18 protein-coding genes and 1 pseudogene are annotated in these 24,579 nt (G+C 42.2%); 14 read left to right on the top strand and 5 right to left on the bottom strand.

Translation table 11 applies throughout. From position 1 onward, the window contains the following. Window positions 1-43: 43 nt before the first annotated feature. Window positions 44-1,231 (bottom strand): acyltransferase family protein, encoded by a 1,188-nt coding sequence (locus tag KQP93_RS19400; protein ID WP_217877446.1) that lies wholly within the window; start codon window positions 1,229-1,231, stop codon window positions 44-46. 372 nt (window positions 1,232-1,603) lie between these two features. Here KQP93_RS19400 and KQP93_RS21650 point away from each other — a divergent pair, with 372 nt between their 5' ends. From KQP93_RS21650 to KQP93_RS19390, 3 genes are read left to right on the top strand one after another with little or no spacing between them, the layout of a single operon-like run. Then, window positions 1,604-2,422 carry a cache domain-containing protein gene (locus KQP93_RS21650; RefSeq protein WP_369598768.1) on the top strand — a complete coding sequence of 273 codons (819 nt, stop codon included), beginning with the start codon at window positions 1,604-1,606 and terminating at the stop codon, window positions 2,420-2,422. 36 nt (window positions 2,423-2,458) lie between these two features. Next, window positions 2,459-3,217 (top strand): GGDEF domain-containing protein, encoded by a 759-nt coding sequence (locus tag KQP93_RS21645; protein ID WP_369598767.1) that lies wholly within the window; start codon window positions 2,459-2,461, stop codon window positions 3,215-3,217. Window positions 3,218-3,269: 52 nt separating this feature from the next. After that, a complete protein-coding gene (locus KQP93_RS19390; protein WP_217877445.1) occupies window positions 3,270-3,971 on the top strand; it encodes a M15 family metallopeptidase in 702 nt (233 codons plus the stop codon). A gap of 212 nt (window positions 3,972-4,183) precedes the next feature. Here KQP93_RS19390 and KQP93_RS19385 read toward each other — a convergent pair whose 3' ends face one another. Beyond that, a complete protein-coding gene (locus KQP93_RS19385) occupies window positions 4,184-4,678 on the bottom strand; it encodes a hypothetical protein (RefSeq protein WP_217877444.1) in 495 nt (164 codons plus the stop codon). Window positions 4,679-4,805: 127 nt separating this feature from the next. On the opposite strand from KQP93_RS19385, the gene KQP93_RS19380 reads away from it, so the two are divergent. Next, window positions 4,806-8,819, top strand: a complete 4,014-nt coding sequence (locus tag KQP93_RS19380; RefSeq protein WP_217877443.1) for a rhombosortase-dependent M36 family metallopeptidase — start codon at window positions 4,806-4,808, stop codon at window positions 8,817-8,819. 389 nt (window positions 8,820-9,208) lie between these two features. Here the strand turns inward: KQP93_RS19380 and KQP93_RS19375 are convergent, their stop codons facing one another. The 3 genes from KQP93_RS19375 to KQP93_RS19365 form a co-directional block, all read right to left on the bottom strand. Further along, the gene (locus tag KQP93_RS19375; protein ID WP_217877472.1) at window positions 9,209-10,420 is read right to left on the bottom strand and encodes a type II toxin-antitoxin system HipA family toxin; all 1,212 of its coding nucleotides are present in this window, start codon (window positions 10,418-10,420) and stop codon (window positions 9,209-9,211) included. After that, on the bottom strand, window positions 10,410-10,709 hold the full coding sequence (locus KQP93_RS19370) for a helix-turn-helix transcriptional regulator (RefSeq protein ID WP_217877442.1): 300 nt from the start codon (window positions 10,707-10,709) through the stop codon (window positions 10,410-10,412). The genes KQP93_RS19375 and KQP93_RS19370 overlap by 11 nt, the downstream gene beginning before the upstream one ends. Before the next feature lie 333 nt (window positions 10,710-11,042). Further along, window positions 11,043-13,208: a M3 family metallopeptidase gene (locus tag KQP93_RS19365; protein WP_217877441.1), complete on the bottom strand. Its 2,166-nt coding sequence runs from the start codon at window positions 13,206-13,208 to the stop codon at window positions 11,043-11,045. Window positions 13,209-13,639: 431 nt separating this feature from the next. On the opposite strand from KQP93_RS19365, the gene KQP93_RS19360 reads away from it, so the two are divergent. From KQP93_RS19360 to KQP93_RS19320, 10 genes and pseudogenes are all read left to right on the top strand, one after another. Next, complete coding sequence (locus tag KQP93_RS19360) at window positions 13,640-14,971, top strand: dihydroorotase (RefSeq protein ID WP_217877440.1); 1,332 nt, start codon at window positions 13,640-13,642, stop codon at window positions 14,969-14,971. 11 nt (window positions 14,972-14,982) lie between these two features. After that, window positions 14,983-15,867, top strand: a complete 885-nt coding sequence (gene folE2, locus KQP93_RS19355) for a GTP cyclohydrolase FolE2 (RefSeq protein ID WP_217877439.1) — start codon at window positions 14,983-14,985, stop codon at window positions 15,865-15,867. Between the two features lie 146 nt (window positions 15,868-16,013). Then, window positions 16,014-18,173: a S46 family peptidase gene (locus tag KQP93_RS19350; RefSeq protein ID WP_217877438.1), complete on the top strand. Its 2,160-nt coding sequence runs from the start codon at window positions 16,014-16,016 to the stop codon at window positions 18,171-18,173. Window positions 18,174-18,359: 186 nt separating this feature from the next. Next, the gene (locus KQP93_RS19345) at window positions 18,360-19,001 is read left to right on the top strand and encodes a thermostable hemolysin (protein ID WP_217877437.1); all 642 of its coding nucleotides are present in this window, start codon (window positions 18,360-18,362) and stop codon (window positions 18,999-19,001) included. Further along, window positions 18,998-20,455, top strand: a pseudogene (locus KQP93_RS19340) (AMP-binding protein); the annotation flags it as partial. The gene KQP93_RS19345 and the pseudogene KQP93_RS19340, both read left to right, overlap by 4 nt. 12 nt (window positions 20,456-20,467) lie before the next feature. Beyond that, complete coding sequence (locus KQP93_RS21700) at window positions 20,468-21,157, top strand: TenA family transcriptional regulator (RefSeq protein ID WP_440590167.1); 690 nt, start codon at window positions 20,468-20,470, stop codon at window positions 21,155-21,157. Beyond that, window positions 21,154-21,930, top strand: coding sequence for an SDR family oxidoreductase (locus tag KQP93_RS19335; protein ID WP_217877435.1), 777 nt, complete (start codon window positions 21,154-21,156; stop codon window positions 21,928-21,930). The genes KQP93_RS21700 and KQP93_RS19335 overlap by 4 nt, the downstream gene beginning before the upstream one ends. Window positions 21,931-21,950: 20 nt before the next feature. After that, window positions 21,951-22,598, top strand: a complete 648-nt coding sequence (locus tag KQP93_RS19330) for a tetratricopeptide repeat protein (protein ID WP_217877434.1) — start codon at window positions 21,951-21,953, stop codon at window positions 22,596-22,598. Between the two features lie 3 nt (window positions 22,599-22,601). After that, window positions 22,602-23,261, top strand: a complete 660-nt coding sequence (locus tag KQP93_RS19325) for a response regulator transcription factor (RefSeq protein ID WP_217877433.1) — start codon at window positions 22,602-22,604, stop codon at window positions 23,259-23,261. Beyond that, complete coding sequence (locus KQP93_RS19320) at window positions 23,261-24,571, top strand: ATP-binding protein (protein ID WP_217877432.1); 1,311 nt, start codon at window positions 23,261-23,263, stop codon at window positions 24,569-24,571. Before KQP93_RS19325 ends, KQP93_RS19320 begins: the two co-directional genes overlap by 1 nt. Window positions 24,572-24,579: the final 8 nt, after the last annotated feature.

Genomic DNA, 24,579 nt, shown 5'->3' with positions numbered 1-24,579 from the left:
ATTTGTGGAGCCAGTTACTGACTGGCTCATCTATTTTTAAAGCCTACACTTTCCAAAAAATGCCTTTGCGGTAGCAGCTGTACATCACCCCATAAGACACCACTAAAAACAGCAGTGAAAAGCTAAAAGAAGCGAGGTAATCATTGCTGATCACTAATTGTATTAGGCTATAAATACCACCTTTTAAGCTGCTATCGCCGAGCGGGATCATAATTAATAGCCGTGCAAACACGCCTGCAAACATAAAAAATAATATCGCATTCGCACCAAATACAATTAATGGAGCGCTCCAACTACGCAGCTTATAAATATCTAAAATAGCACTGCACAGTGCATAGAAAATCGCTGCCAGCCCTGAGCTGAGTAGCACATAGCTCGGCGTCCATAAGGCTTTATTGATAGGCGTTAATGGCGAAATAGCATAGCCGGCAAGAACAGCTAATGTGCCCAGAAAGATAAGTGTACGGGCTTGTTTTTTAAGGTCGGTTTGCTTAGTTAAATAAACCGCAGCCAACATGCCGCTAAGCGCACTTGCAATGGCTGGCAGTGTTGAGAACAGCCCTTCAGGATCAAATGGCAGTGGCTTAGCATTGGCATAATACAGGTGATGGCTACCAAGTACGGCATTGTCTATAAAGGCACTTAAGTTATTGCCATGTAACCATAAGCCACTCACTATCTCGCCGTTTGGCAAGGTATAAGGGATATAAAGCATGGCGGCGCCATAAAATAATAAAAGAGCGATGCAAGTAATGGCTATTTTCTTAGGCGATAAATAGAGATAACAACACAGAGCGACTAAATACACCAAACCGATACGTTGCAGCACGCCCAACACGCGAAGCTGCAATAACTTGTCAGTAAGCCAACTAAAAGAAGGGTCTCGAAAGTTGTAATAAAACAAGGCTAAAAACCAACCGAGGGCAATAAGTTTGATGGTACGAATAACACCCGCTTTTAGTATTTGCTGCTCACTGACCCCTTTAGCACGCAAGCTATTTACTGATAGCGTGATAGACATGCCGACAATAAAAATAAAAAATGGAAAAATTAAGTCGGTAGGTGTCCAACCATGCCAGTTAGCATGTTTCAAAGGCCAATACATAGCTCCCCAGCTACCCGGGTTATTCACTAATATCATGGCGGTAATAGTCAAGCCCCGCATTACATCTAACGCCATAAGGCGATGTGAAGGGAGTTTATTGATTATTTCAGCACAGTGTTGGCGCATAGGAAAACTTTATTGTGTTTTTGTTTTTACAGTGTAATAAATTATTACATCAAAGCAAGCGGCTTTTTGAACAATATAAATCGTATGTATTAGTCGCTCTTTTAACTTTCTTAAGTTTATAGTTTATTAAATTCAATATGTTAAATAGCGGCTGTTTTATTGGTAAGTGGCTTTGATGTCGTTCATGTTTAACGAGCACTTGGTATCTGAAGTTATTAAATAGAGCTACTTTAATTAGAGTAATTGCACTCATTTGTTTGCGCTAAATCAAATTATGACAAAAGTTTTATAGAGGTACATAGAACATCTTGCTAGTATAAAGGTATTAGATGTTCCCGATATGGACTTTGGGCCCCATGTGTGAGAAGTACCGTGCTTAATAGTCTTAGTCGTGGTTTAAATCTACGTCGCTTAATTTTAGTGTTAGCGTTTTCTGCAACGCTTATAACCTTTCTAAATAGTTATTACTCGAGCTATCAAGTTCAGAAGCAACAACTAATAGATAAAACTCTTAATAATCATAAAGCATACGCCGCCAAGTTGGTGTCAGCGACAGATAACTTTTTACTTAATGCTCAGCAACAGCTCGCCTTTGTAGGTAAAATTCTTGAAGATGACTTTAATAATCAAGGCTTAATAAATGCTGAAGCAGACAGATTAAGGCTACAAACTAGTAGTTTTAATTCGACCATTATTGTTAATTCACAGGGCAATATTTTAGGCGTTTCGCCAAAGTCATTGAAGCTACAAAACCGTAAAGTAGATAGCTTTGGCACTAAAGCCGCTTTATCGTATCGCACCCCAATGATCAGCGAGCCGTATATTTCGATGGCGGGCAATTTATTGATCTTTATATCGCAGCCATTATTCGATAAACAAAGTAATTTTATTGGCTATGTAGGCGGCACATTATACTTAAAACGCACCAGTATCCTTAATGAATTGCTGCAAGTTCATTACTATCAAGACGGCTCTTATTTGTATGTGGTTGATGAAAATCATCGCTTACTGTATCACCCAGATAAAAGCCGGATTGGTGAGCAAGTATTTGATAACCAAGTAATTGAAGAAGTACTAAAAGGAAACGCCGGCACACAGCTTGTTACCAACAGCAAAGGCGTTGAAATGCTTGCAGGCTACGCACCTATGACGGTCGCTCCTTGGGGAGTCGTCACTCAGCGCCCACTTTAAAGCACGCTTGCTCCGCTTGATGATTTAATGTGGCAAGTGTTTGTAAAGACCGCCCCAATAGGTTTGCTGACATTTATATTCATTTGGGTATTAGCACGTTTAATTGCTCAGCCATTAAGGCAGTTAGCCGACACTGCAAATACGTTAGATCGCCCTTCAACGTCAATCGAGCTGGCACAAATTCGCTCATGGTATTTTGAAAGTAATGAGCTCAGAAAAGCCATGTTAAAAGGGGTAGGGCTATTACAAAGTAAAATAGGACTATTACGTCAAGAAGCGCAAACTGATCCACTCACTTGCCTGCATAATCGCCGTAGCCTCGATATGCAAATTAGCCATTTGATAGCTCAACGTTGCCCTTTTGCTGTATTGGCTATCGACATCGACCATTTTAAACGGGTTAACGATGAGTTCGGTCATGACATTGGTGATGTGGTGCTGCAGTCGTTGGCTAAAATTTTGTTAGATGTCACTCGTGATAGTGATGTGGTTGCCCGTACAGGCGGTGAAGAATTCATTGTGATCATGCCAAGAGTAGAAGCAAAACGAGCATATCAACTGGCTGAGCGTTTGCGCATGCGAGTGTCAGAAAGCTATATTGACCCCGTTGGCTGCATTAATGTATCGATTGGTATTTCAGGTTGGCCAATTGAGCAATTAAACATTGATGAAGTATTTAAGCTTGCTGATCAGGCTTTATATCAAGCTAAAAAAACCGGTCGCAACCGCTCGGTTGTCGATGCAACATATAGCCAAGATCTTGCTCCAGTTTCTGAGCCTTCAATCTTGGAATAAGTTATTTAATGTGCAATAGTGGATACTATTAAGTTATTTATGGAAAATCAAAATGGCATTCAGTTTGTTGGCTCGTTTAACTAAATCTACTTCTCTGTTAGGTATTGCGCTTATGAGTGCAAGCGCTGCTTGTGCTACACCAAGCGATGATAAACGTAGCGAATTTGTGGATGTAGGAGCTTTGCTACCGAATGCCGTGTTAGATATTCGTTATTTTGGTCATCACAACTTTGTTGGCAAACCAGTTGATGGCTATAACGCACCTAAATGTTTATTGCACAGCACTGCTGCAAGTGCTCTTAAAAATGTGCAAATAGCAGCGCAAACCCAAGGCCTGAGCTTAAAAATATTTGATTGTTATCGCCCGCAGCGCGCCGTTGATCACTTTGTGCGTTGGGTTAACGATTTAGAAGATACCCGCACTAAAGATGAGTTTTATCCAAACCTAGGCAAAGACAAGCTGCTTGGTGATTATATCGCCGCTAAGTCGGGTCACAGCCGTGGTTCAACGATTGATTTAACGTTAGTTGATGCGAAAGGCAAAGAGCTTGATATGGGCTCACCGTTTGATATGTTCGACACCCTTTCGAACACCGACGACCCACGTATTAGTGCAGAGCAAAAAGCCAATCGATATAAACTGAAGACCCTGATGACAGAGGCCGGTTTCGCCCCTTATTCAATGGAATGGTGGCATTTTACCTACCAACCGCAAGCATACCCCGCCACCTATTTTGATTTTGTGGTGGAGTAGGTAAAACAGCTTTAAGCTGTAAGCTTTAAGCCGAAAAGTGGTGTTTTTGAATGCTGAGTTAGCTTGATTAAATGGCGTTGAATGTTAGACACGCCATGCAAGCATGACGCCTACGGTTTGATGTAGGCGTGAAACTTGTTTCGCGCGTCTGACGGCTGATAGCTGAAGGCTGACAGCTCCTTCACGTTGGGTTTCGCTGCGCTGTACCCAACCTACATCACCTCTTTTATTGGCGAATAATCAACTTTAATTTCAACAATATCGACATTGGCATTTTGTTTAAAAGCGTTTTGTACTTTTAATAAATCAGTGTCTTTTTCAGCAAGGTAGCGATAGCTCTTGTTGGTCATTTTTTTCAGCGTATATTGGCTGCTAAGCTCTACTGGTAAGCTGTTTTCTTTTAGCGTTAAGTAAATTGCCCCAGTGGCGATGCCGCGCTCTTGCATTGCGTGATTAAAGACTTCTGTGCCTTTGGTTAAAGTAGGTGCATCAAAGGTAATTTTTTCACCATTATTACTAAAAGCATTCGTCGATTTTTGCTTGTTGATTTCGACTGCTTTTTTAACATCTTTAACTGAAAGTTGTTCTTTTTGTGAACTGGTTGTTGGCTGTTGTACTGTATCTTGCTCGCTTATTTCATTTTTTTGACAGCCTGATACTAGTGCTAATGTTATTATAAGTGCTTGTATATTAATTGTTTGGTTCATTATGTTCCTGTTTGTCTGTTACTTTTGTTTACAATTAATTCTGTTTTTTAATTGCTGTATTGGGTACATTGGGCTTGGTTATGATTGTTAACCGAAAATAAAAATATAACAATAGGGAACGTAAGGAATGTCTCAATTCAAAGTAACAGCAGTTGCTACTATGGTAACGGCTATCTTGGCATCAACTCAAGTACAGGCAAGTGAACAAACTCGCTTTTATAATGCTTCAAGCGTTAGCTCTCAAGTACAATTTAATCCTCAAGTATCTCAGCAACGTGCATTGGCTGAGCGTCGCACTGTATCGGGTCACAAATCTATTTTCGATGCGCAATTAGGTAAAGCTACTTTCCTATGGAATGCAGTAGGTCAAGCGAAGCCTGATATGGCAATGGTGCTTCCTGAGCAACGTAATGCTTACGCTGCAGATTTTTATTTAAATGCCTTAACAGGTGTTAGCACCGCTAAAAAAGGTGTATCAAGCGCAGTATTAGCAGATTTATCTGAGCAAAAGCTTGGCTCAATCACAGCTAAATACAAGCAAAAAGTTCATGACATTGAAGTATTCAACCGTGAATACAACCTGATCATGGATAAAGAATATAACCTCGTTGCTGGTTCTGGTTATTTCGCTAACACAAGTTCAAATGCAACGCAGTCGTTCGCGCCACTTGCTGAGTTTGTTGGTGCTGAGCAAAGCATTAAACGTGCAATTAAAGAGCTTGCTGATATCAATGTGTCGCTAACTAAATCAACTGAGCAAGGTGAATATGTTAAGTACACTGTGTCTAACCAAAGTGGTGACAAAGTTGTATTAGGTCAGCCACGTGCTAAGAAAGTATTCTTTGAAGTAGCGGGTGAGCTGCAATCTGCATACTATGTTGAAGTAGAAGTTGCTGATAAAAACAGCCTAGAAAGCGATTACTTCAGCTACGTTATTGGCGCGCAAAACAGCAAAGTTTATTTCAAGAAAGACTTAAAAGCACACGCGGCAGACTTTAACTACCGTGTATGGGCTGACGAAGATGGTTACCCGTGGGAAGGCCCACACGGAGACGTGATCCCAGCTGATGGCCCAGATCAAACTGATGAAACTGAAATCCTAGATGCACCACTTGTAAGCTTGTCTTACTACAAAAAGTTAAGCACGATGGATCCGTGGCTTGCTGATGACGCTACAACAACATCAGGTAACAACGTATTTGCTTATGCTGATGTAATTGCACCACAAGGTTACACTGAAGGTGACTTCACTGCTGAAACTACATCAGATTACACATTCGATTACCCTTACCAAGTTGATCAAGTAGCAAACAGCTACGACAACCGTAAAGCGGCGATCGTTAACTTGTTCTACATGAACAACTTCTTACACGATTTCTTCTATGACCATGGCTTTGACGAAACATCAAATGTTGCGCAAGTATCAAACTACGGCCGTGGTGGTGTAGAAGGTGACCCAATCGAAGCGCAAGCGCAAGATAATAGCGGTTTAAATAACGCGAATATGGCAACACCTGCTGACGGTGCAAGCCCACGCATGCAAATGTACTTATACAACTCGAAAGATGCGAAAGTGGGTGTAGATTTCGGTGTGGTTGTAACATCAGATGAAACAATTGGTCTACTTGAGTCTTCTAAAGTATCTGGCTTTGGTCAAATGCAATTTGCTGATATCGCAGGCGAAGTTGTTCGTTTAGTTGACGGCAATGACGTAGATTCTGGCAGCGTAACAGACGGTTGTGAACCTGCAACAAATGCAGCTGAACTGGCTGGCAAAATTGCGCTAGTCGATCGTGGTTCTTGTAACTTCACAGCAAAAGTACTTTACGCTCAAGAAGCAGGTGCAATTGGTGCTATCGTTGTAAACAACAACCCAGATACAGATGAACCAGCGCCAATGGGCGGTGAAGACGATGCAGTTATCATTCCTAACATGGGTCTGAACTATGCTGACGGTCACGCACTTTACGATGGTATTGCTGCAGGCGACACTGTAACTGTTAATATGTTCAACAAAGCAACGTTAAAAGACGGTACGCTAGATAACGGTATTATTGCTCACGAATGGGGTCACTATATCAGTAACCGTTTAGTGGGTAACTCATCAGGTCTTATCAACTTCCAAGGCCGTGCGATGGGCGAAGGTTGGGGTGATTTCCACTCACTAATGTTCATTGCTAAAGCTGATGATATTAACATCCCAGGTAACGACAAGTTCCAAAAAGCCTACGGTAGCGGTACATTCGTAGAAGATTTCTACTATGGTATTCGTCGTGTTCCATATTCAACCAATATGGAAGTAAACCCGCTGTCTTTCCGCCACATTACTGAAAATGAAGGTGCTGATGTAGGTATTGCTCCAACTAATGTTGGTTCACCACACGCAGCAGGTGAAATTTGGGCAACTATGCTTTGGGAAAGCTATGTAGCACTTATCAACGAGCACGGCTTTGAAGACGCGCAAAACCGCATGGCTAACTACTTAGTTGCTGGTTACAAGCTAACTCCAGTTGCTCCGCTATATACAGAAGCACGTGATGCTATATTAGCTGCAGCGTACGCAGTTGACCCAGAAGATTACAAACTAATCTTAGGTGCATTTGCTAAGCGTGGTATGGGCCTAGGTGCTGAAGCACCAGAGCGTTTCAGCACAGATTTAACAGGTGTTGTTGAATCAGACAAAATGAAACTTGCTAGCTTCACATTGAAAGATGTGGCAATGAATGCAACCTACAACGGTGCAGAACTAGGTTATTGTTCAAACGATAACGTGCTAGATAAAGGCGAAACAGGCACATTAACAGTTAGCATCATGAACACAGGTAGTGAAGTGCTAACGGGTACACAAGCACAATTAACTGTTGTTAGTGGTCACGATGTAACGTTCGAAAATGATGGCTTAATCACATTTGACGATACAACTCCTTACTCTTCACAAACAAGCGCGCCTATCACGTTTACACTAAATGATGCAGGCACTGCTGATGCACTTGAAATCGAAGTGTCATTCCCAGAGCTTTCTGCAGATGACGAAATTGTTGAAGCAGCAAGCGATACAGTATCTTACCTTGTGAACATGGACTTTGAAGATAAAGCTCCTGTTAGCTCACAAACTGCTGACGATATGGAAGTAGCAGGTGCTTCATTACGTGATTGGAAAGAAAACGTAATGACGGGTGATGACTTAGCTGTTGGCACGCAAAGTATGGCAACTGGCGGTAATGTTAACTTCTTCAACAGCTTTGGCTTCGGTCTTGGCGAGCAAACCATGTACCTAAACAACAATGACTTCCAGTCTGACGTTGCGGTTGAATCAAGAGAGTTTGATATCGGTTTTGCTGGTGATTTTGAAGTTTCATTCTGGCACTTCTACCTAATCGAAAACGAGTGGGATGGTGGTGTTGTAGAGATCAGCGTGAACGGTGGTAACTGGGTAGATGTTACTGAAATGGGCGGTACATTTGATGTTGGTTATGATGGCCCACTAATCGAAAATGATGCGCAAGCACTACAAGATCGCGATACCTTCACAGGTAACAATGTTGATGGAAACGGTGTTTATGGTAACTACGAAACAATTCGTTTCGGTACTGAACTAAACGGTAACCGTGCAAAATTACGTTTCCGTATGTCATCAGACAGTGCAGTACGTGAGTTCGGTTGGTGGATTGATAACGTAACTGTTAGCAATGTAACGTCACCAATCTTCTCAAACGTGATTGCTGGTGATGCATTAGCATGTGATAACGCACTACCATTACTTTCTGTATCGGGTGATGAGTCTGTTTCTGAGTCTGCTTCAGGCACATTAACGGCAACAGCGTCAGACCGTAATAGTGATGACACGCTAAGCTACACGTGGACGCAACTAAGCGGCACAACAGCAACAATGACTGGTGCTGACACTGCGACTCTAGGCTTCACGCCAGGTGCTATCTCAAGCGATGACGAGTTAGTATTTGAAGTAACAGTGAGCGATGGTACAGACTCTGTATCTGAGCAGTTCACAGTTGCCGTAACTAACGAAGCTGAGCCAGTAGAAGAGAAGAAAGTAACTAAATCTAGCAACGGTAGCTTTGGTTTCTTAACACTACTACTTGCACCATTAGCGCTTATCGGCCGTCGCCGTAAACGCAAATAAGACTTTTAAATAGTGATAACAAAGCCCTTACAGCTCGCTGTAAGGGCTTTTTTGTTTTAAGTTAGTGAGTTTCGAGGTGCGAGATACAAGGTACGAGATACAAGGTACGAGATACAAGGTACGAGATACAAGGTACGAGATACAAGGTACGAGATACAAGGTACGAGATACAAGGTACGAGATATAAGGTACGAGATACAAGGTACGAGATACAAGGTACGAGATACAAGGTACGAGATACAAGGTACGAGATACAAGGTACGAGATACAAGGTACGAGATACAAGGTACGAGATACAAGGTGCGAGATACAAGGTACGAGATACAAGGTAGCAGATTTTACATCGCGCCCTAGAACCTTTTTGTAGGCGTGAAACTTGTTTCGCGCTATTACTCTTCATTTATTTCAGGAATTACACCTTTTAAACGGGTGATATCTTCATCACTAACGTCTGCAAAATGTTTAAAGTGAGTCGGCCAATCTTTGCAATATTCTTCAATCTCTTTAATGATATTTTTTGCTGCTGAATTTGCTAATCCAAATCGCTTAGCCTGAGATAAAAAATTGCTTTTACTTGCATAACGGCCATCATCACCAAAGCCAAGACCATGTTGTTTTGAGTTGTTGATTGGAGTGATGTCATAGGCTGGACTTAATCGCCAATTTTTTTGTGAAAATGAATATAGGAATGCATGATTGCGAGTGTGATCATCTGTATTACCAATATACGCATTGAACACCATTCTCTTAAACAACTCTTCAGCATCACCTGCATTTTGCATTGTTTGATGCCTAATGAATTCAGCTAATTGACCATATGAATAGTCACTTGAAAGGTCACTCATAGCAACTTTGGGTTTTTGCAGTAAGCTATTCGCACTTAAAAAGTGCTGTGTTGGTAAACCATTACTTACATCAAATCGCTCAACAAGTAGCACATCACCGGTATGTGTTTTATGAATAAAGGTAGGAGCCGTTCGAATACCAAGCTGTTCCGCCATTTTCATTGCAGCATGCTCGGCTCTGACTAAATTGAATAAGTCATCTTGGCGATTGAATTTTGCTAAGTAGAGCTTGTTGTCAATTTGGATAGAGGTCTTTGGTCTAGCTCCCCCCATGCTTTGGCCAAACTCAAATGCTTTCTTAGCTTCATCAGAAATTGTTTTATTCGCCAGTAAGTCATCTTTAGCTTGATCTAGCAAGGCTAAATCAGACAAAGTGTTCTTGTTAGTTTTATGTTTTGAGGCACTTCGCGAGAGGCTAAAAACAAGCGCTCCTACGCCATACCCAGACCCAGCTAATAAAAACTCTAACTCGTTTTTGGGTTTTGTAGTATGAAGCGAAAGAATTAACTTACGGCCCCACGAGTCAGCTCCTGCATCACTCAATACGCCAAATACACCTCTGTTTGCGCTGTAACTGAAAATCCCCGATTTTAATGGCAGATGTATTGGATCTAGAGCAAAGGCATCGCTTCGGGCTAAATAGCTCTTACCATAGTTGAACTCACCTCGACCTGATTGATTATCTAATTTAAAGTAACCACAAATAACGGGTTTTTCTTCTAAACCATCTATAAATACATAGCACTCAGAAGTCATCATTGATTTCCTGTGATGAATTTCGTTTGCGTTGGCGCGCATTGTAGCCACCTACGTCGGCTGCTAATTCATTTATTTCGTCAAGAAGCGATCCCTGTAAGTTAAGTACAACCAGCGCTTCAAAAAGAATGTCGCTTTTCACAACATCACCTTGCTCTAACTTTTGTACAGTCGAACGTGATACCCCAATCATTTTCGCAAATGTACTTTGCGTATAATGAAGAGTTCGGTGCTGACGAATCAAATCTCCCAGCTTTTGTGCCATTTTTGCAGCTTGTTCAGAACGCATATTGATTACTTTTATAATCATTAGATATTTAATGATTAGTTTAGCGGTATTTGGTGTTTTTGCAATAGAGGGAGATAAAGTTAGCGGGTTTCAAGCTAGCAAGTTACAAGGGGAAAGTTACGAGTTTCGAGATGCGAGGTAGCAGCGATTTAACATCGCATCCTAGAGCTTAGCGTCTGATGACGCGGGATAAACCCGCTGCTACAAGTAGGCGTGAAACTTGTTTCGCGCGTCTGACGGCTGACAGCTCCTTTTACTATCGTTATGGGGTTATCAATACTCGATAACCCCACATTTCTGACTTACAGCTTAGGGCTCAAAGTTCAATACACGCTATTGAACCGTTGCTTTTAGGCCGCGGCGTTTTAATAGCGCTGAGGTGTCTGGCTCTTGGCCACGGAATGCTTTGTACGATTCCATTAGGTCACGCGAGTTACCGACTTCTAAAATTTCTTTGCGGTATTTATCACCCATTTGGCGAGTTAAACCACCTTGCTCTTGAACAAAAGCAAAGGCGTCTGCCGCTAAAATTTCACTCCACATATAAGCATAGTAACCCGCTGAGTAACCGCCGCCCATTGAGTGTGAGAAGAAGGCTGACTTATAACGTGGTGGTACAAATGGTACATCAACACCATGTTTAGCAAGCGCTTGTTGCTCAAATTTTTCAATGTCTTGTAATGGTGCATCAGCAGAAAGTGAATGCCATTCCATATCAAGTAATGCAGCTGCAACGTACTCTAGGGTATCAAAACCTTGGTTGAAGCTACGTGATTGAATTACTTTTTTCAGTAGTTCATCAGGAATTGGCTCGCCAGTTTTATGGTGTTTTGCATAGTTAGCGATAACTTCAGGATACATTGCCCAATCTTCTTCAAATGTTGATGGGAACTCAACGAAGTCGCGTGATACTGAGGTGCCAGATAGAGTAGGGTACTTCACGTTTGAGAACATACCGTGCAAGCCATGACCTAGCTCGTGGAAAATTGTTGTTGCTTCATCATAGCTGATAAGCGTAGGTTCACCATTCGCGCCTTTTTGAATGTTCATAACGTTTACGACAACCGGCTTTTGTTCTTTAAGGCCTGATTGTTTAACGAATGAGCTCATCCATGCTCCGCCACGCTTACCTTCACGAGCGAAGTAGTCAGCAAAGAAAATGGCTAAGCTCTTTCCATTTTCATCAAATAACTCATAGGCTTTTACATCAGGGTGGTAAACCGGAATATCATTACGAGGTTTAAAGGTGATGCCGTATAAACGGTTCATGGTGAAGAATACGCCGTCTTCAAGAACACGGTTGAACTCGAAATATTCTTTCACTGCATTTTCATCAAGATTGTATTTATCTTTACGTACCTGCTCTGCGTAGAATAACCAATCCCATGGCTGTAATTTGAACTGCTCACCTGACTCATCAATCTTAGCTTGAATAGCCGCCGCTTCTGCGTTGACGTTCTGCATTAATGCAGGGATCATGCTGGCAAACATATCAAATACAGCTTGTGGTTTTTTCGCCATTTGCGACTCTAAACCAAAATCAGCCCAGCTGTCGTAACCTAATAGTTTTGCTTTTTGAGCACGTAAGTGAGCAAGTTCTGCCACGATATCACGGTTACTATTTTCGCCCGATAATGCACGCTCAGCCGATGCACGCCATACTTTTTCACGTAAATCGCGGTTTTTCAGTGTTGCCAGAATAGGCTGACGCGTGGTGTTTGTGATCTTAATTAGATATTTGCCAGGGTGACCTGCTTCTGCAGCGGCATTGGCAAGCTGCTCAATTTGACCTGCTGGTACGCCTTCAAGCTCTGCTTTGTCATCCACTAAAACAACATTTGTTTTAGTAAGCGCTAATAAGTTTTGTGAGAACTGAGTTGTTAAGCTCGAGTGCTTCGTATTGATATCACGAATTTGTTGTTTTTGCTCTGCACTTAATTTTGCACCAGCACGCACAAAACGTTTGTAGTAAACGTCTAATAAACGCTTTTCTTCAGCAGTTAAGGCAAGGCTGTCAGCTTCGCTGTGAATAGCCGCTACTTTCTCAAAAAGTGCTTTATTTAAGAAAATGTTGTCGCTATGAGCCGCTAGTTTTGGCGCTAACTCTTTTTGTAATTCACGACGAGCCGGATTTGAATCAGTACCTGCTAGGTTATAAAAAATGCTGCGTGTGCGTGTTAATAGCTCACCACTTTTTTCAAGCGCAACAATCGTATTAGCAAAATCAGGCTTTGCTGGGTTGTTGATAATAGCTTGCACTTCAGCCATTTGCTCAGACATGCCTTTATTAAATGCCGGCATGAAATGTTCATCTTTAATCGCACTGAAATCAGGCGTTTCGTATTGTAATACGCTTTTCACAAACAGTGGGTTAGCTTGCTCATTTGCAGCAACAGGGGCTGATTGCTCTGATTTAGGCGTTGATGTTGTTGTTTGCGGTTCTGAACAGGCTGTAAGTAACAGCGCAGAACTGATCGCGGTTGCGATTAGGTGTTTCATAGTTTTTCTCTTGTCATTTTTAAAATTAAATTGTGTCGATATAACCTTGCACATACGTTTTATAAGCTCTTGATTTGCATAGCGGTTAAAACGGGTTACAAAAAGATGCTAAAAAAGCACTTATATGAGGCAGGTATCACCATGTGATCAATGAGCCCAGCATACTGTGTCTTATTACAATTGACCTCATACGTTGCGATAAGGTGATTATTGGCTGCGATAAGCCGTTAAAATTCTCTAAGATCGGAAAGCCACTTATAACTTTACAGCTTAAATAGCCCGACCCAATTGATCTTTTTGACTCATAACAGTGTCCAAATAAAAACTTTGTGTTATGTTATATTGTAACAGTTTAGTCTGCAATCAATCTTGCCATGGAGTGCATTTTTTTACGATAAGTTGCAAATGTTGCTGAATAAGCAAGGAGTCATATGGCTATCATAATCAAACACGCCTGCGTTGTTAATGAAGGACAGCGCGAAATAAACGATGTACGAATTGTGGGCAATCGAATCGCTGAAATTTCCAAAGGTATTAGCGCTAAGGCCAATGATAAGGTAATTGATGCAAGCGGCCTGTTGCTATTACCAGGCATGATCGACGATCAAGTTCATTTTAGAGAGCCAGGTTTAACCCACAAAGGCACGATCGCCAGTGAATCCGCCGCAGCAGTGGCCGGTGGCATTACAAGCTTTATGGAAATGCCTAATGTCTCACCTTCGACTACCACGGCAAAAGCACTTGCTGATAAATACGCGATAGCAGCGCAAACGAGCGCTGCGAATTATGCGTTTTACTTTGGCGCAACCCCAGACAACCTTGATGAAATTAAAGCCCTTGATGTCAAAAATGTATGCGGCGTTAAAGTGTTTATGGGAGCATCAACAGGCGATTTACTGGTTGAACACCCTCATGCCCTTGAAGCCATTTTTCGGGAAAGCCCAGTACTCATTGCCACCCATTGCGAGCAAGGGGAGGTTATTCAACAAAATCAGCGCCGTTTAGAAAAACGTTATGGCGAGTTACAAATAGAGCATCACCCGTTAATTCGTGATGAGTTGGCGTGTTATGCATCTTCATCGTATGCCGTGTCGCTGGCAAAACGCTATGGCTCGCAGTTGCATGTTTTACACCTAACAACAGCAAAAGAGCTAGAACTATTTAGTAACGCACCCATAGAGCAAAAGCACATAACCGCCGAAGCTTGCGTACATCATTTGTGGTTTAACCAAGACGATTACGCAAACTATGGCAATCTAATTAAATGCAACCCCGCCATAAAATCAGAGCAAGATCGCCAAGCGCTACTCGCAGCAGTGCGTGATGGTCGCATTGATATTATTGCCACCGATCATGCCCCTCATACTTGGCAAGAAAAGCAGCAACAATACAGCGCTGCACCAGCAGGCCTCCCTTTAGTTGAACATGCATTACTATCGTTACTTGAGCAGGTAAAACGTGGTGCGTTAAGCCTTGAGCAAGTTGTTGAAAAAACAGCGCATAACGTGGCTAAGCGATTTGCTATCGAAGAGCGAGGGTTTATACGAGAAGGCTACTTTGCAGATTTAGTTCTGGTTGACCCAAACGCAGAAAAGCACGTTGAGCATACAAACACACATTATTTATGCCAATGGACACCATTTAATGGCACCACTTTTTCAAACCGAATCACACATACCTTTGTTAATGGTAAGTGTGTCTTTGATGGGCAGCACGTAACCCCGCACAAACAGGCCGCTATGGCCTTAACATTCAATCGTTAAAAGAAGTTGATATGCAATTACCCGATATTACCTCGCACTCTAATGTAGATTTTCAGTCACCTTTAAAATGGGTTGGTATGGAAAAAATAGCATTGCCTTTGAAGCTTGCACAAACTCATGATGATGTGCACCTGAATGCCAAAGCTGATGTGTTCGTTAGCCTTGATAGCGATGCAAAAGGCATTCATATGTCACGTCTTTATTTACTACTTAATCAGCTACTGGCTAAACAAAGCTTAACGACTCAACGTGTTAATGAGTTTATGGGGGCCGTTTTAGCATCACAAAAAGGCTTAAGTAAAGGCGCAAAACTGGTGCTGCATTTTGATTTACCCAAGCTAAAACCAGCGCTACTTAGCGACAATGCAGGTTACAATGCTTACCCAGTCGTTTTAACTATTACAAAGCAGCAAACGCTTGCCATTAACTTAAAAGCCGATATTGCCTACAGCAGCACCTGCCCATGTTCAGCGGCATTATCGAGGCAGCTTTTGAGTGAAGCGGTCGATAAGCAGTTTAGTGGTGCGAATATAGATAAAGCCTCTTTACTCAATTGGCTTGCAAGTGAACAGGGGTCTATTGCAACCCCTCATAGCCAGCGCTCTTACGCGTATATTGATGTCACTTTTAGTAGTGAGAAGTTGCCAGATATTGGTGGCTTTATCACTGTATGTGAACAAGCCATAGGCACACCAGTACAAACCGCTGTTAAACGTGAAGATGAACAAGCATTTGCCGCCCTTAACGCAAAAAACTTACTGTTTTGCGAAGATGCAGCAAGGCGGTTGAAGCAGTGCTTCGAAACCATGCCGAGTATTGCTGATTACCAGTTTAAGGTTGAACACCAAGAAAGCTTACATGGCCACAATGCCGTGGTTCATGAATCTAAATATTAAGCTCATGAGTCTAAGTATTAGGCTCATAAACCTAAAATGGTTTACAAATTTTGACATTAGCGGTCGCAAAATATTGCTATTGGCTAGCACAATGATAATGATACGAGCGCTAAAAATGATAAACATAACAAATATAAAGGACGACTATGCGTTTTAAATTTATTGCTGCTGCAGTGGGTCTCGCTGTAGCAAATGTTGCTGTTGCCGACGAAGGCATGTGGCAACCTCACCAGCTACCAGAGCTTGAATCTATCCTAAAAGCGAAAGGCTTGAGCATTGATGTAGAGTCAATTTCAAAATTAACAGAGTTCCCGATGAACGCAGTAATTAGCCTTGGTGGTTGTACAGCTTCGTTTGTTTCACCAAAAGGCTTAGTTGTCACAAATCATCACTGTGCCTATGGTTCGATTCAATATAACTCGACCACCGAGAACAATATTTTAGAAAATGGCTTTTTAGCTAAAACTACCGGCGAAGAAGTCCCAGCTGCACCGGGTTCTCGTGTTTTTGTAACAGAGCAAGTAACTGACGTTACAGATAAAGTAAATAAAGGGACTGAAAAGTTAACTGGTAAAGCACGTTTTGATGCTATTCAAGCAAATGAAAAAGCACTTGTTAGTGAGTGTGAGCAAGACAAGAGCTACCGCTGTAATGTGTATACTTTCCACGGTGGTCTTGAGTATTACCTCATTAAATCGCTAGAAATTAAAGATGTGCGTTTAGCGTATGCACCTGCTATGGGCGTAGGTAAATACGGCGGTGATATCGATAACTGGATGTGGCCGCGCCACACTGGTGATTTCTCGTTTTATCGTGCGTATGTTGGCAAAGATGGCAAGCCTGCTGAATATTCAGAAGATAACGTGCCGTACCAAAGTGATGCGTTTTTAAAAGTGAGCGCTAAAGGCGTTCAAGAAGGCGATTTTGTGATGGTTACCGGTTATCCGGGCAGCACAAACCGTTACCGTATTTCGCCTGAAGTTGATTACGTGTTTAACACAGCTTACCCATTAGCGCGTAAATATAACTCTAAATATGTCTCGTTAATTGAAGAAAATGCGCCTGAAGGTTCAGAGGCACGTATCGCTTATGAAAGCACGATTGCGGGTTACAACAACTACATTAAAAACTATGGCTCAATGATTGAGAGCTTTAACAAAGGGTCAATGTATAGCCGTAAGCAACAATTCGAAAAAGATCTCACTGCGTGGATCAATGAAGATAGTAAACGCAAAGCTAAATACGGACATGTACTTGCTGATTTATCTGCGCTAGTTGCTCAGTCGCAAGAGCATAACCAGCGCGACCGAATGTTAGGTTACGTACACCGCTCACAAATGATCTCAACTGCTCGACGTTTATACCGTTTAGCTTACGAAAAACAAAAGCCAGATGCTGAGCGCGAAAGTGGTTATCAAGAGCGTGATATGCCACGTATCGAGTCTCGTTTAAAAAGCATGAGCCGTCGTTATGATGAAGCCGTTGATAAAGCTATTTTACTGTACTTTATTGAGCAATATGCTGCATTACCTAAAAATGAGCGAGTTGCAGAGGTTGATAAAGCACTGGGTCTAACAAACGGTTTTGATAAACAAAAACAACAAGCTTTGCTTGATGATATGTATGCTAAATCGGTTCTTGCAGATGAAAGCAAACGTTTATGGATGACAGATCTTGACCTTGCTCAGTTAAAGCAAAGTAGCGATCCATTCATTCAGTATGCGCATGCAATCTTTGCGGTCACAAAAGATATTGAAGATGCGAAAAAAGAACTGGCTGGTAAACAGCAAGCTGCTCGCCCTGCATTAATGGAAGCAATCATCGCTTATAACAAGGCACTTAATAAGCCAGTTTATGCTGATGCTAACAGCACCTTACGTGTAACTTACGGTACGGTAGGCGGCTATTCACCGCAAGATGGCTTAGTGGCAACCCCCTTTACATCTTTAGAAGGACTACTTGCTAAAAACACCGGCGTTGAACCATTCAACTCACCAGAGAAACAAAACGAGTTAATTAAGCAAAAGCTTTATGGTGATTACACCGGCGGTATGAATACGGTTCCGGTTAACTTTTTATCTAATGTAGATACCACAGGTGGTAACTCAGGCTCTCCAACATTAAACGGTAATGCTGAGCTAGTTGGTTTGTTATTTGATGGTGTTTACGAAAGCATTATTGGTGATTGGGATTACGATGAAAACTTAAATCGCTCAATTCACGTTGATTCACGATATATGCTGTGGGTGATGGATAAAGTTGATAATGCTCAAAACCTACTTAAAGAGATGACTATCGTTAAGTAACCTAAGTTTAAGGTTAATTTAAGCTTTAAAATGCCAGTCTAACAGACTGGCATTTTTGTTTTTAATGAAAATAAAATTATTTAATTTCATAGGGTTGAAAAATATTTATAAAAATTAATTTTTCTTAAGTTTTATTTAAGTTTCGCTCGATAAATTTTACACATAGCCTAAGTGGAGCGAACAATTATGCTTTCAGTTCAACAATCACATCAAACTCAAGTTCAAGAGCCTGCCTTTGTTTGCACGCGTGAAGGAGGCCAATTTCGTGACCGCCTTGAGCGTAATATTAAGCAAGGTTTTGCTGCAGCCTATGACGCGAAAATTTCGCAGTTCATGCCGCTACTGTGTGAGCTTAATGTTGATGATGAAGTATGTACGTTAGGTCTTCGCTCTGCATCACAACCTTTGTTTATTGAACAATACCTCCCTGCGTCTATTGAGCACTTTGTCGGTGCCAAGCGTGAGCACATTTTTGAGCTAGGTAATTTATGCTCAACGCATCGAAAAGCCACCTTGGCACATTTTGTTTTAATGAACGAAGCACTCTATCAAGCAGGGGCAAAATATTTAGTGTTTTGTGCAACCCGTAAAGTGAGAGCGCTATTAAAAATGCTGGGTGTTAATTGCAAAGAAATCGGTGTTGCAAATGCACAAGCACTTCAAGATCCAGCAAGCTGGGGTAGCTATTACGACAACCAACCAACCATCTGTGTGGTTGACCTAAACGAAGCGCATCAGCGTGTATTAAATACCCCCGTTTTATTCAATATCAAACAGCAGTGTTTACAGTCATCGCTTGAGCTTGCTGTATTTTTGGAGGCGTTATGAGTTGGTTAACACAGTTACCACATAAAGATAGCGATACCTTAATGGTTTGCCACAAAAGCGATGGTGTGCGCTCACTAACTAAACAAGAATTTACTGAACAAGTGACTCGTTTACTGCCTACTTTGGCAGAATTTGATGCCCAAGGTGTGGCTTATCAATTAGATAACACACCTGCTTGGTGTGTATTAGAAGCTGCGCTTAGCGAACTTAAAAGAGTGGCAATTCCGCTACCAACATTTTTTACGGCTCAGCAAGTTGCGTTTGGTTTGCAAAATAGCGGAGCAGGGCTATTTGTTTGTGACCGCGCTTATGAAGGTGAGCATGCTAAATTAGTGGCGTTAGTGGATGTATGTAAGCATTACCCTTTATATGTTTATCAATTGAGTAATACACAGCCTGTATCTTATTTTGCAAACACGCAAAAGATTACCTTTACGTCTGGCTCAACGGGCACACCAAAAGGCGTGTGTTTATCGCTTGAAAGCCAATTGCAGGTGGCAACATCACTTTATCAAAGCATTGATTTAGAAAAACCAAACCATTTGTGTTTGCTGCCGCTACCGGTTTTGCTTGAGAATTTAGCTGGTGTGTATGCGCCGTTATTAGCAGGTGGCACGGTTAATTTAGTGCCTTTAGCGGAGCTTGGTTTTTCTGGTGCGCAGTTACTTGAGCCACACAAATTAATAGCAGCAATTGAACGCACTGAGCCAAATACCCTTATTTTAGTGCCTGAACTACTGACTTGCTTAGTGGCTTTCGCAAAGCAAGGTTGGCAAGCACCTAAAAGCATAAAGTTTATTGCAGTAGGTGGTGCTGTTGTAAGCCAAGCGCTTATTAAGCAAGCCCGTGAGTTCGGTTTACCGGTTTATCAAGGCTATGGTTTGTCTGAATCGTCATCGGTAGTGAGCTTAAACACTCGCGATGATGATGATATCGACACCGCAGGGCGAGTACTTAAGCACATTCAATACAAAATTGAAAATGGCCAGCTTTATATCAAAGGCTCATTGTTTTTGGGCTATTTAGGCCAAACCGCACAAAATGCTGACGATTGGTATGCAACTGGCGATCTCGTTACTGAGCAAGCAGGTCGCTTGGTTATTCAAGGCCGCTTGAAAAACCAGCTAATCACCAGCTTTGGTCGCAATATTAGTGCAGAGTGGCCAGAGTCGTTATTGCTTAGCCACAGCCAGATACAACAAGCGGTTGTGATTGGCGAAGGTCAGGCATTTTTAGCCGCGCTTATCTATGCAAACCAAGCGATGAGTGACCCTGAACTTGCTGCCCATATTACGGCACAAAACGCGCAACTACCCGAATACGCACAGATCAAAAAGTGGCATCGAATGACAGAGCCTATGAGCCACACGCAAGGTTTATTAACCAGCAATAATCGCCCTAAACGCGATGTTATTAATCAATTTTTTGCTACAGAAATTTCAGCATTTTACCGAGAGGCGACCAGCATGAGTCAATTTTTCAATACATTACAAGCCGAAACACAGAAAGAACGTGACTACCTTTTAGCTGCGCCGATTATTGGCCGCGTTTTTAAAGGTGAAGTAAGCCTAAGTGAATATGCATCGTTCTTAACGCAAGCTTATCACCATGTTAAGCACACAGTGCCACTGCTGATGGCAGTCGGTGCAAAGCTGAGCGATAAACAAGAGTGGCTGCGCGAAGCTGTTGCAGAATACATCGAAGAAGAGTTAGGCCACCAAGAATGGGTGCTAAACGATATTGCAGCCTGTGGTTTTGATAAAGAGCTAGTGCGTTATTCTCGTCCACAATTTTCGACCGAATTAATGGTGTCGTATGCCTATGATGCAATTAATCGCGGAAACCCATTGGCATTCTTTGGCATGGTGCATGTGCTTGAAGGTACCTCGATTGCATTAGCCGATAATGCAGCAGGGCAAATCCGTGAGGCTGTAGGCCTACCTAAAAAGGCGTTTACCTACCTTACTTCGCACGGTGCACTGGATATTGAACACGTTAAGTTCTTCGAATCACTGATGAACAAAATAGACAACGAAGACGATCAGCAAGCCATCATTCACGCCGCAAAATGTTTTTATAAACTATACGGCAATATTTTTCGTGACCTCGATATCGAGCCTTTCTTTAGCGAGGCTGACTTGGAGCAAAGCGCATGAGTAGCCCAGTTTGTGTGCTAACCGGTGCAACAGGGGGCATTGGCCGTGCTATTGCCCTTCGCCTTGCAAAAGAAGGTTGGCGTTTATTACTCGTTGGTAGAAATATTAAGCAACTTGCTGCACTGCAATTGGAATGTGGCAATGATGCTGAGTATTTTCAGGCCGACCTAAGTAACAATGAATCTCGTGATGATCTTGCTAAGTTTGCTCAGCAAATTGGTGGTGCAAGGCTACTTGTTAATAACGCGGGTGTTAATGTGATGCAGGGTTTTACTGAAATCAGCGAGCAGCAAATTGATCACCTGTTAAATATTAACCTGCATGTGCCCATTAAATTGTGTCAGTTATTTTTACCACAAATCACCCGTAATAAAGGCACGATTGTAAACATAGGTTCATCGTTTGGCAGCATTGGCTATCCGTATCAAACCTTGTATTGCGCTAGCAAGTTTGGCCTAAGAGGAATGACCGAAGCTCTTGCCAGAGAGCTCAGCCACAGCGATGTAAAAGTATTGTATTTAGCGCCTCGTGCGACTGACACCGCAATTAACTCGCCACAAGTACGCGCGATGAACAAAGAGCTGGGTAACACCATGGATCCGCCAGAAAAAGTGGCTGATGCATTAATAGATTTAATTAAATCAAAAAAACGTCGTCGTTTTATTGGTTTTCCAGAAACATTATTTGCCCGTATTAACGGCGCATTTCCATCACTCGTTGATAACGCAATAGCAAAACAACTTCCTAAAATTAAAAGTTTTTTTGCCAACTAAATTGATCAAGGTGAATGATTATGACTAAACTAAATTTTAAAGCCCTAATGATGTTAGGTGTTATCATGGCTGCGCCTGCAAAAGCCGACTTTAATAGCGATTTAAGTTCGGTGCAAAAGCAGTGGGCAGTGGTAAATTACGAATTAGTTGACGATGCGCAGCTAGATGCCTTTGAAAAGTTAGCGAGCGAAACCGCTGAGTTTACCAAAGCCAACGACCAGCAAGCAGCCAGCCATATTTGGTACGGTATCGTGTTATCGAGCTATGCAGGTGCAAAAGGGGGCTTAGGCGCGTTAGGCCTTGCAAAAGATGCTAAAGCGCAATTTGAAAAAGCGCTAAGCTTAGATCCAAAAGCACTCGAAGGCTCTGCATATACCAGCCTTGCAACCTTATACGGTAAAGTACCGGGTTGGCCAATTGGTTTTGGTGATGATGATGAAGCGAAAAAACTGTTTAAGCAAGCGCTTGAACTAAACCCGCGTGGCATCGATAGCAACTATTTATATGCGTCATTCTTGTATGATGAGCGCAAATATAAATCAGCTAGAGAGTTTTTATTGGTTGCACAGCAAGCGTCAGCGCGCCCTGATAGACCAAAAGCAGATCTTTACCGCCAACAAGAAATTACTAAACTATTGGCTAAGGTAGAGAAAAAAATAAAGAGATAAACTATGCATTTATTGCTCGTTGAAGACGACCACTTAGTAGCAGAGGGCCTGTGTCGTTCTTTACGTCAACAAGGATACAGTGTTGAACATAGTTCTACCGTTCAATCAGCAATGCAATGGCTGCAAAGTGACGAAATTGAGCTGGTAGTCCTTGATTTAGGGCTACCAGACGGTGACGGCATCGACATTCTAAAACACATCAAAAAGCATCGTAAAAATCTGCCCGTGGTGATTCTAACCGCTCGGGGCAGTATTGATGATAAAGTCATGGGGCTAGATTTAGGTGCTGATGATTACCTAGCAAAGCCCTTTGATCCCGCAGAATTATTTGCCCGTCTTCGGGTTGCTAGCAGGCGTGTGACCCAAGCTCAAACCAGCACTTTAAAAGTCGGTGATGTTGAAATGGACACCGCCGCTTTTACCGTGAGTTTTCAGGGTGAGCAAGTAAACTTGCCACGTAAAGAGTTTATGCTCCTTAAAGCCTTGCTAGAAAACCAAGGTCGCGTGCAATCAAAACAGCAGTTAGAAAATAAACTGTATGAATGGGGCGAGGAGGTGGGATCAAATACCATCGAAGTGCACATTCATCACTTGCGTAAAAAATTCCCGAAAGAGTTTATTAAAACCTTACGCGGTATTGGTTATGTGGTGGGTAAACGCTAGTGTCAATTCGTAAAAGGCTGACTCTACTTATTTTGTCTATGGTGATCTTAACCTGCTTTTTGGCTTTTACTAAAGGTTACCGTGAAAGTATGAATCAGGCTGAAGCATTGCTCGATAATGAGCTGGTAACGCTGGCGCATGTGTTGATTGAGCAGCCCCTCAATAAAGAAACTCCAGCTTATACCAGTGATTTACCGCAGTTATTATTTCAAGTTTGGGTTGATGATAGCTTGGCCTCAAGCTCAAAATCATTGCAGCACAACTCTAGCAATCAAAGTCAGTGGCAAACTGGGTTTAGTGTTGAGAACTTGGCTGGGCAACGAGTCAAAGTGTATCGCTTAAGCGAAGGTAATAAGCGCGTGCTTATTGCAGAACCTTTGAGTAAACGTGTGGCGCTAACCGAAACCGTGATTTTGTCGGCCATGACGCCGCTGTTATGGAGTGTACCTATCCTTGCCCTTCTTATTAGTGTGTTTGTAAAACAAGGGCTTGCACCACTAACGCGGTTATCAAATCAACTTAAACATCGTCAAGCAAATGACTTTACAGCTATTCCTTGGCAAACCCCAGAGCAAGAAATAAAACCCGTAATTAGCCGCTTGAACGATCTATTCAAACGGGTTGAAAGTGCCTATTTACGAGAGCGCTTTTTTGCCTCTGATGCGGCCCATGAACTGCGCACCCCGCTCAGTAGTTTAAAAATCAATGTTCATAATTTAGTGGCTCAAGGTGTCGAGAGTGTCGAGCTTGATGCGATGGAACAAGGCGTTGATAAACTAAGTAATATCGTTGAGCAAATGCTGATTTTGGGGCGTACGTATCCAGAGCAATGGCAAGCGCAATTTAGCGCGGTATCAGTGTTAGAAATTAGCCAGCAGGTTGCCTCACAACTTTATGATCGTATTGATGAAAAAGAGCATACTATTAGCATTGATGGCGATGATTTTATCATCGCCGGTGATGAGTTTACCTTGCTCACTTTGTTTGGCAATTTACTAAGTAACGCCATAAAATATACCCCAGCTGCGGGAGAGATTTGTATTACTCTGAAAACCGAAAATAATCGTTTTATCTGGCAAATAGATGACTCGGGACCCGGTATTGATGAAGCTCAAAAACAGCGCATTTTTAACCGTTTTTATCGTGTGGGTGGCGATAAACATCCATCAGGTGAGCAAGGAGCCGGGCTTGGTATGGCCATTGTTGAGCACATAGTGTCGATTTATAACGCTGATATTGCTTTAGCTGACAGTCACCTTGGTGGCTTGCGAGTGAGTGTCTCTTTTATGCAAGGAGATGTCAGTGAATAAATGGATTT

This window comes from Pseudoalteromonas shioyasakiensis, assembly GCF_019134595.1.
In the GTDB taxonomy this organism is placed as follows: Bacteria; Pseudomonadota; Gammaproteobacteria; order Enterobacterales; family Alteromonadaceae; genus Pseudoalteromonas; species Pseudoalteromonas shioyasakiensis_A.
The sequence above is the reverse complement of the archived record's forward strand: the minus strand, read 5'-3'. Positions and strand labels throughout refer to the sequence as shown.

Bases quoted from the DNA above. Each gene is read 5' to 3' on its own strand.
- KQP93_RS19325 (WP_217877433.1), top strand. From the start codon at position 22,602: ATGCATTTATTGCTCGTTGAAGACGACCACTTAGTAGCAGAGGGCCTG.
- KQP93_RS19380 (WP_217877443.1), top strand. From the start codon at position 4,806: ATGTCTCAATTCAAAGTAACAGCAGTTGCTACTATGGTAACGGCTATC.
- KQP93_RS19360 (WP_217877440.1), top strand. From the start codon at position 13,640: ATGGCTATCATAATCAAACACGCCTGCGTTGTTAATGAAGGACAGCGC.
- folE2 (WP_217877439.1), top strand. From the start codon at position 14,983: ATGCAATTACCCGATATTACCTCGCACTCTAATGTAGATTTTCAGTCA.
- KQP93_RS19365 (WP_217877441.1), bottom strand. From the start codon at position 13,208: ATGAAACACCTAATCGCAACCGCGATCAGTTCTGCGCTGTTACTTACA.
- KQP93_RS19335 (WP_217877435.1), top strand. From the start codon at position 21,154: ATGAGTAGCCCAGTTTGTGTGCTAACCGGTGCAACAGGGGGCATTGGC.
- KQP93_RS21700 (WP_440590167.1), top strand. From the start codon at position 20,468: ATGAGTCAATTTTTCAATACATTACAAGCCGAAACACAGAAAGAACGT.
- KQP93_RS19385 (WP_217877444.1), bottom strand. From the start codon at position 4,678: ATGAACCAAACAATTAATATACAAGCACTTATAATAACATTAGCACTA.
- KQP93_RS19345 (WP_217877437.1), top strand. From the start codon at position 18,360: ATGCTTTCAGTTCAACAATCACATCAAACTCAAGTTCAAGAGCCTGCC.
- KQP93_RS19400 (WP_217877446.1), bottom strand. From the start codon at position 1,231: ATGCGCCAACACTGTGCTGAAATAATCAATAAACTCCCTTCACATCGC.
- KQP93_RS19350 (WP_217877438.1), top strand. From the start codon at position 16,014: ATGCGTTTTAAATTTATTGCTGCTGCAGTGGGTCTCGCTGTAGCAAAT.
- KQP93_RS19330 (WP_217877434.1), top strand. From the start codon at position 21,951: ATGACTAAACTAAATTTTAAAGCCCTAATGATGTTAGGTGTTATCATG.
- KQP93_RS19370 (WP_217877442.1), bottom strand. From the start codon at position 10,709: ATGCGTTCTGAACAAGCTGCAAAAATGGCACAAAAGCTGGGAGATTTG.
- KQP93_RS19375 (WP_217877472.1), bottom strand. From the start codon at position 10,420: ATGACTTCTGAGTGCTATGTATTTATAGATGGTTTAGAAGAAAAACCC.
- KQP93_RS19390 (WP_217877445.1), top strand. From the start codon at position 3,270: ATGGCATTCAGTTTGTTGGCTCGTTTAACTAAATCTACTTCTCTGTTA.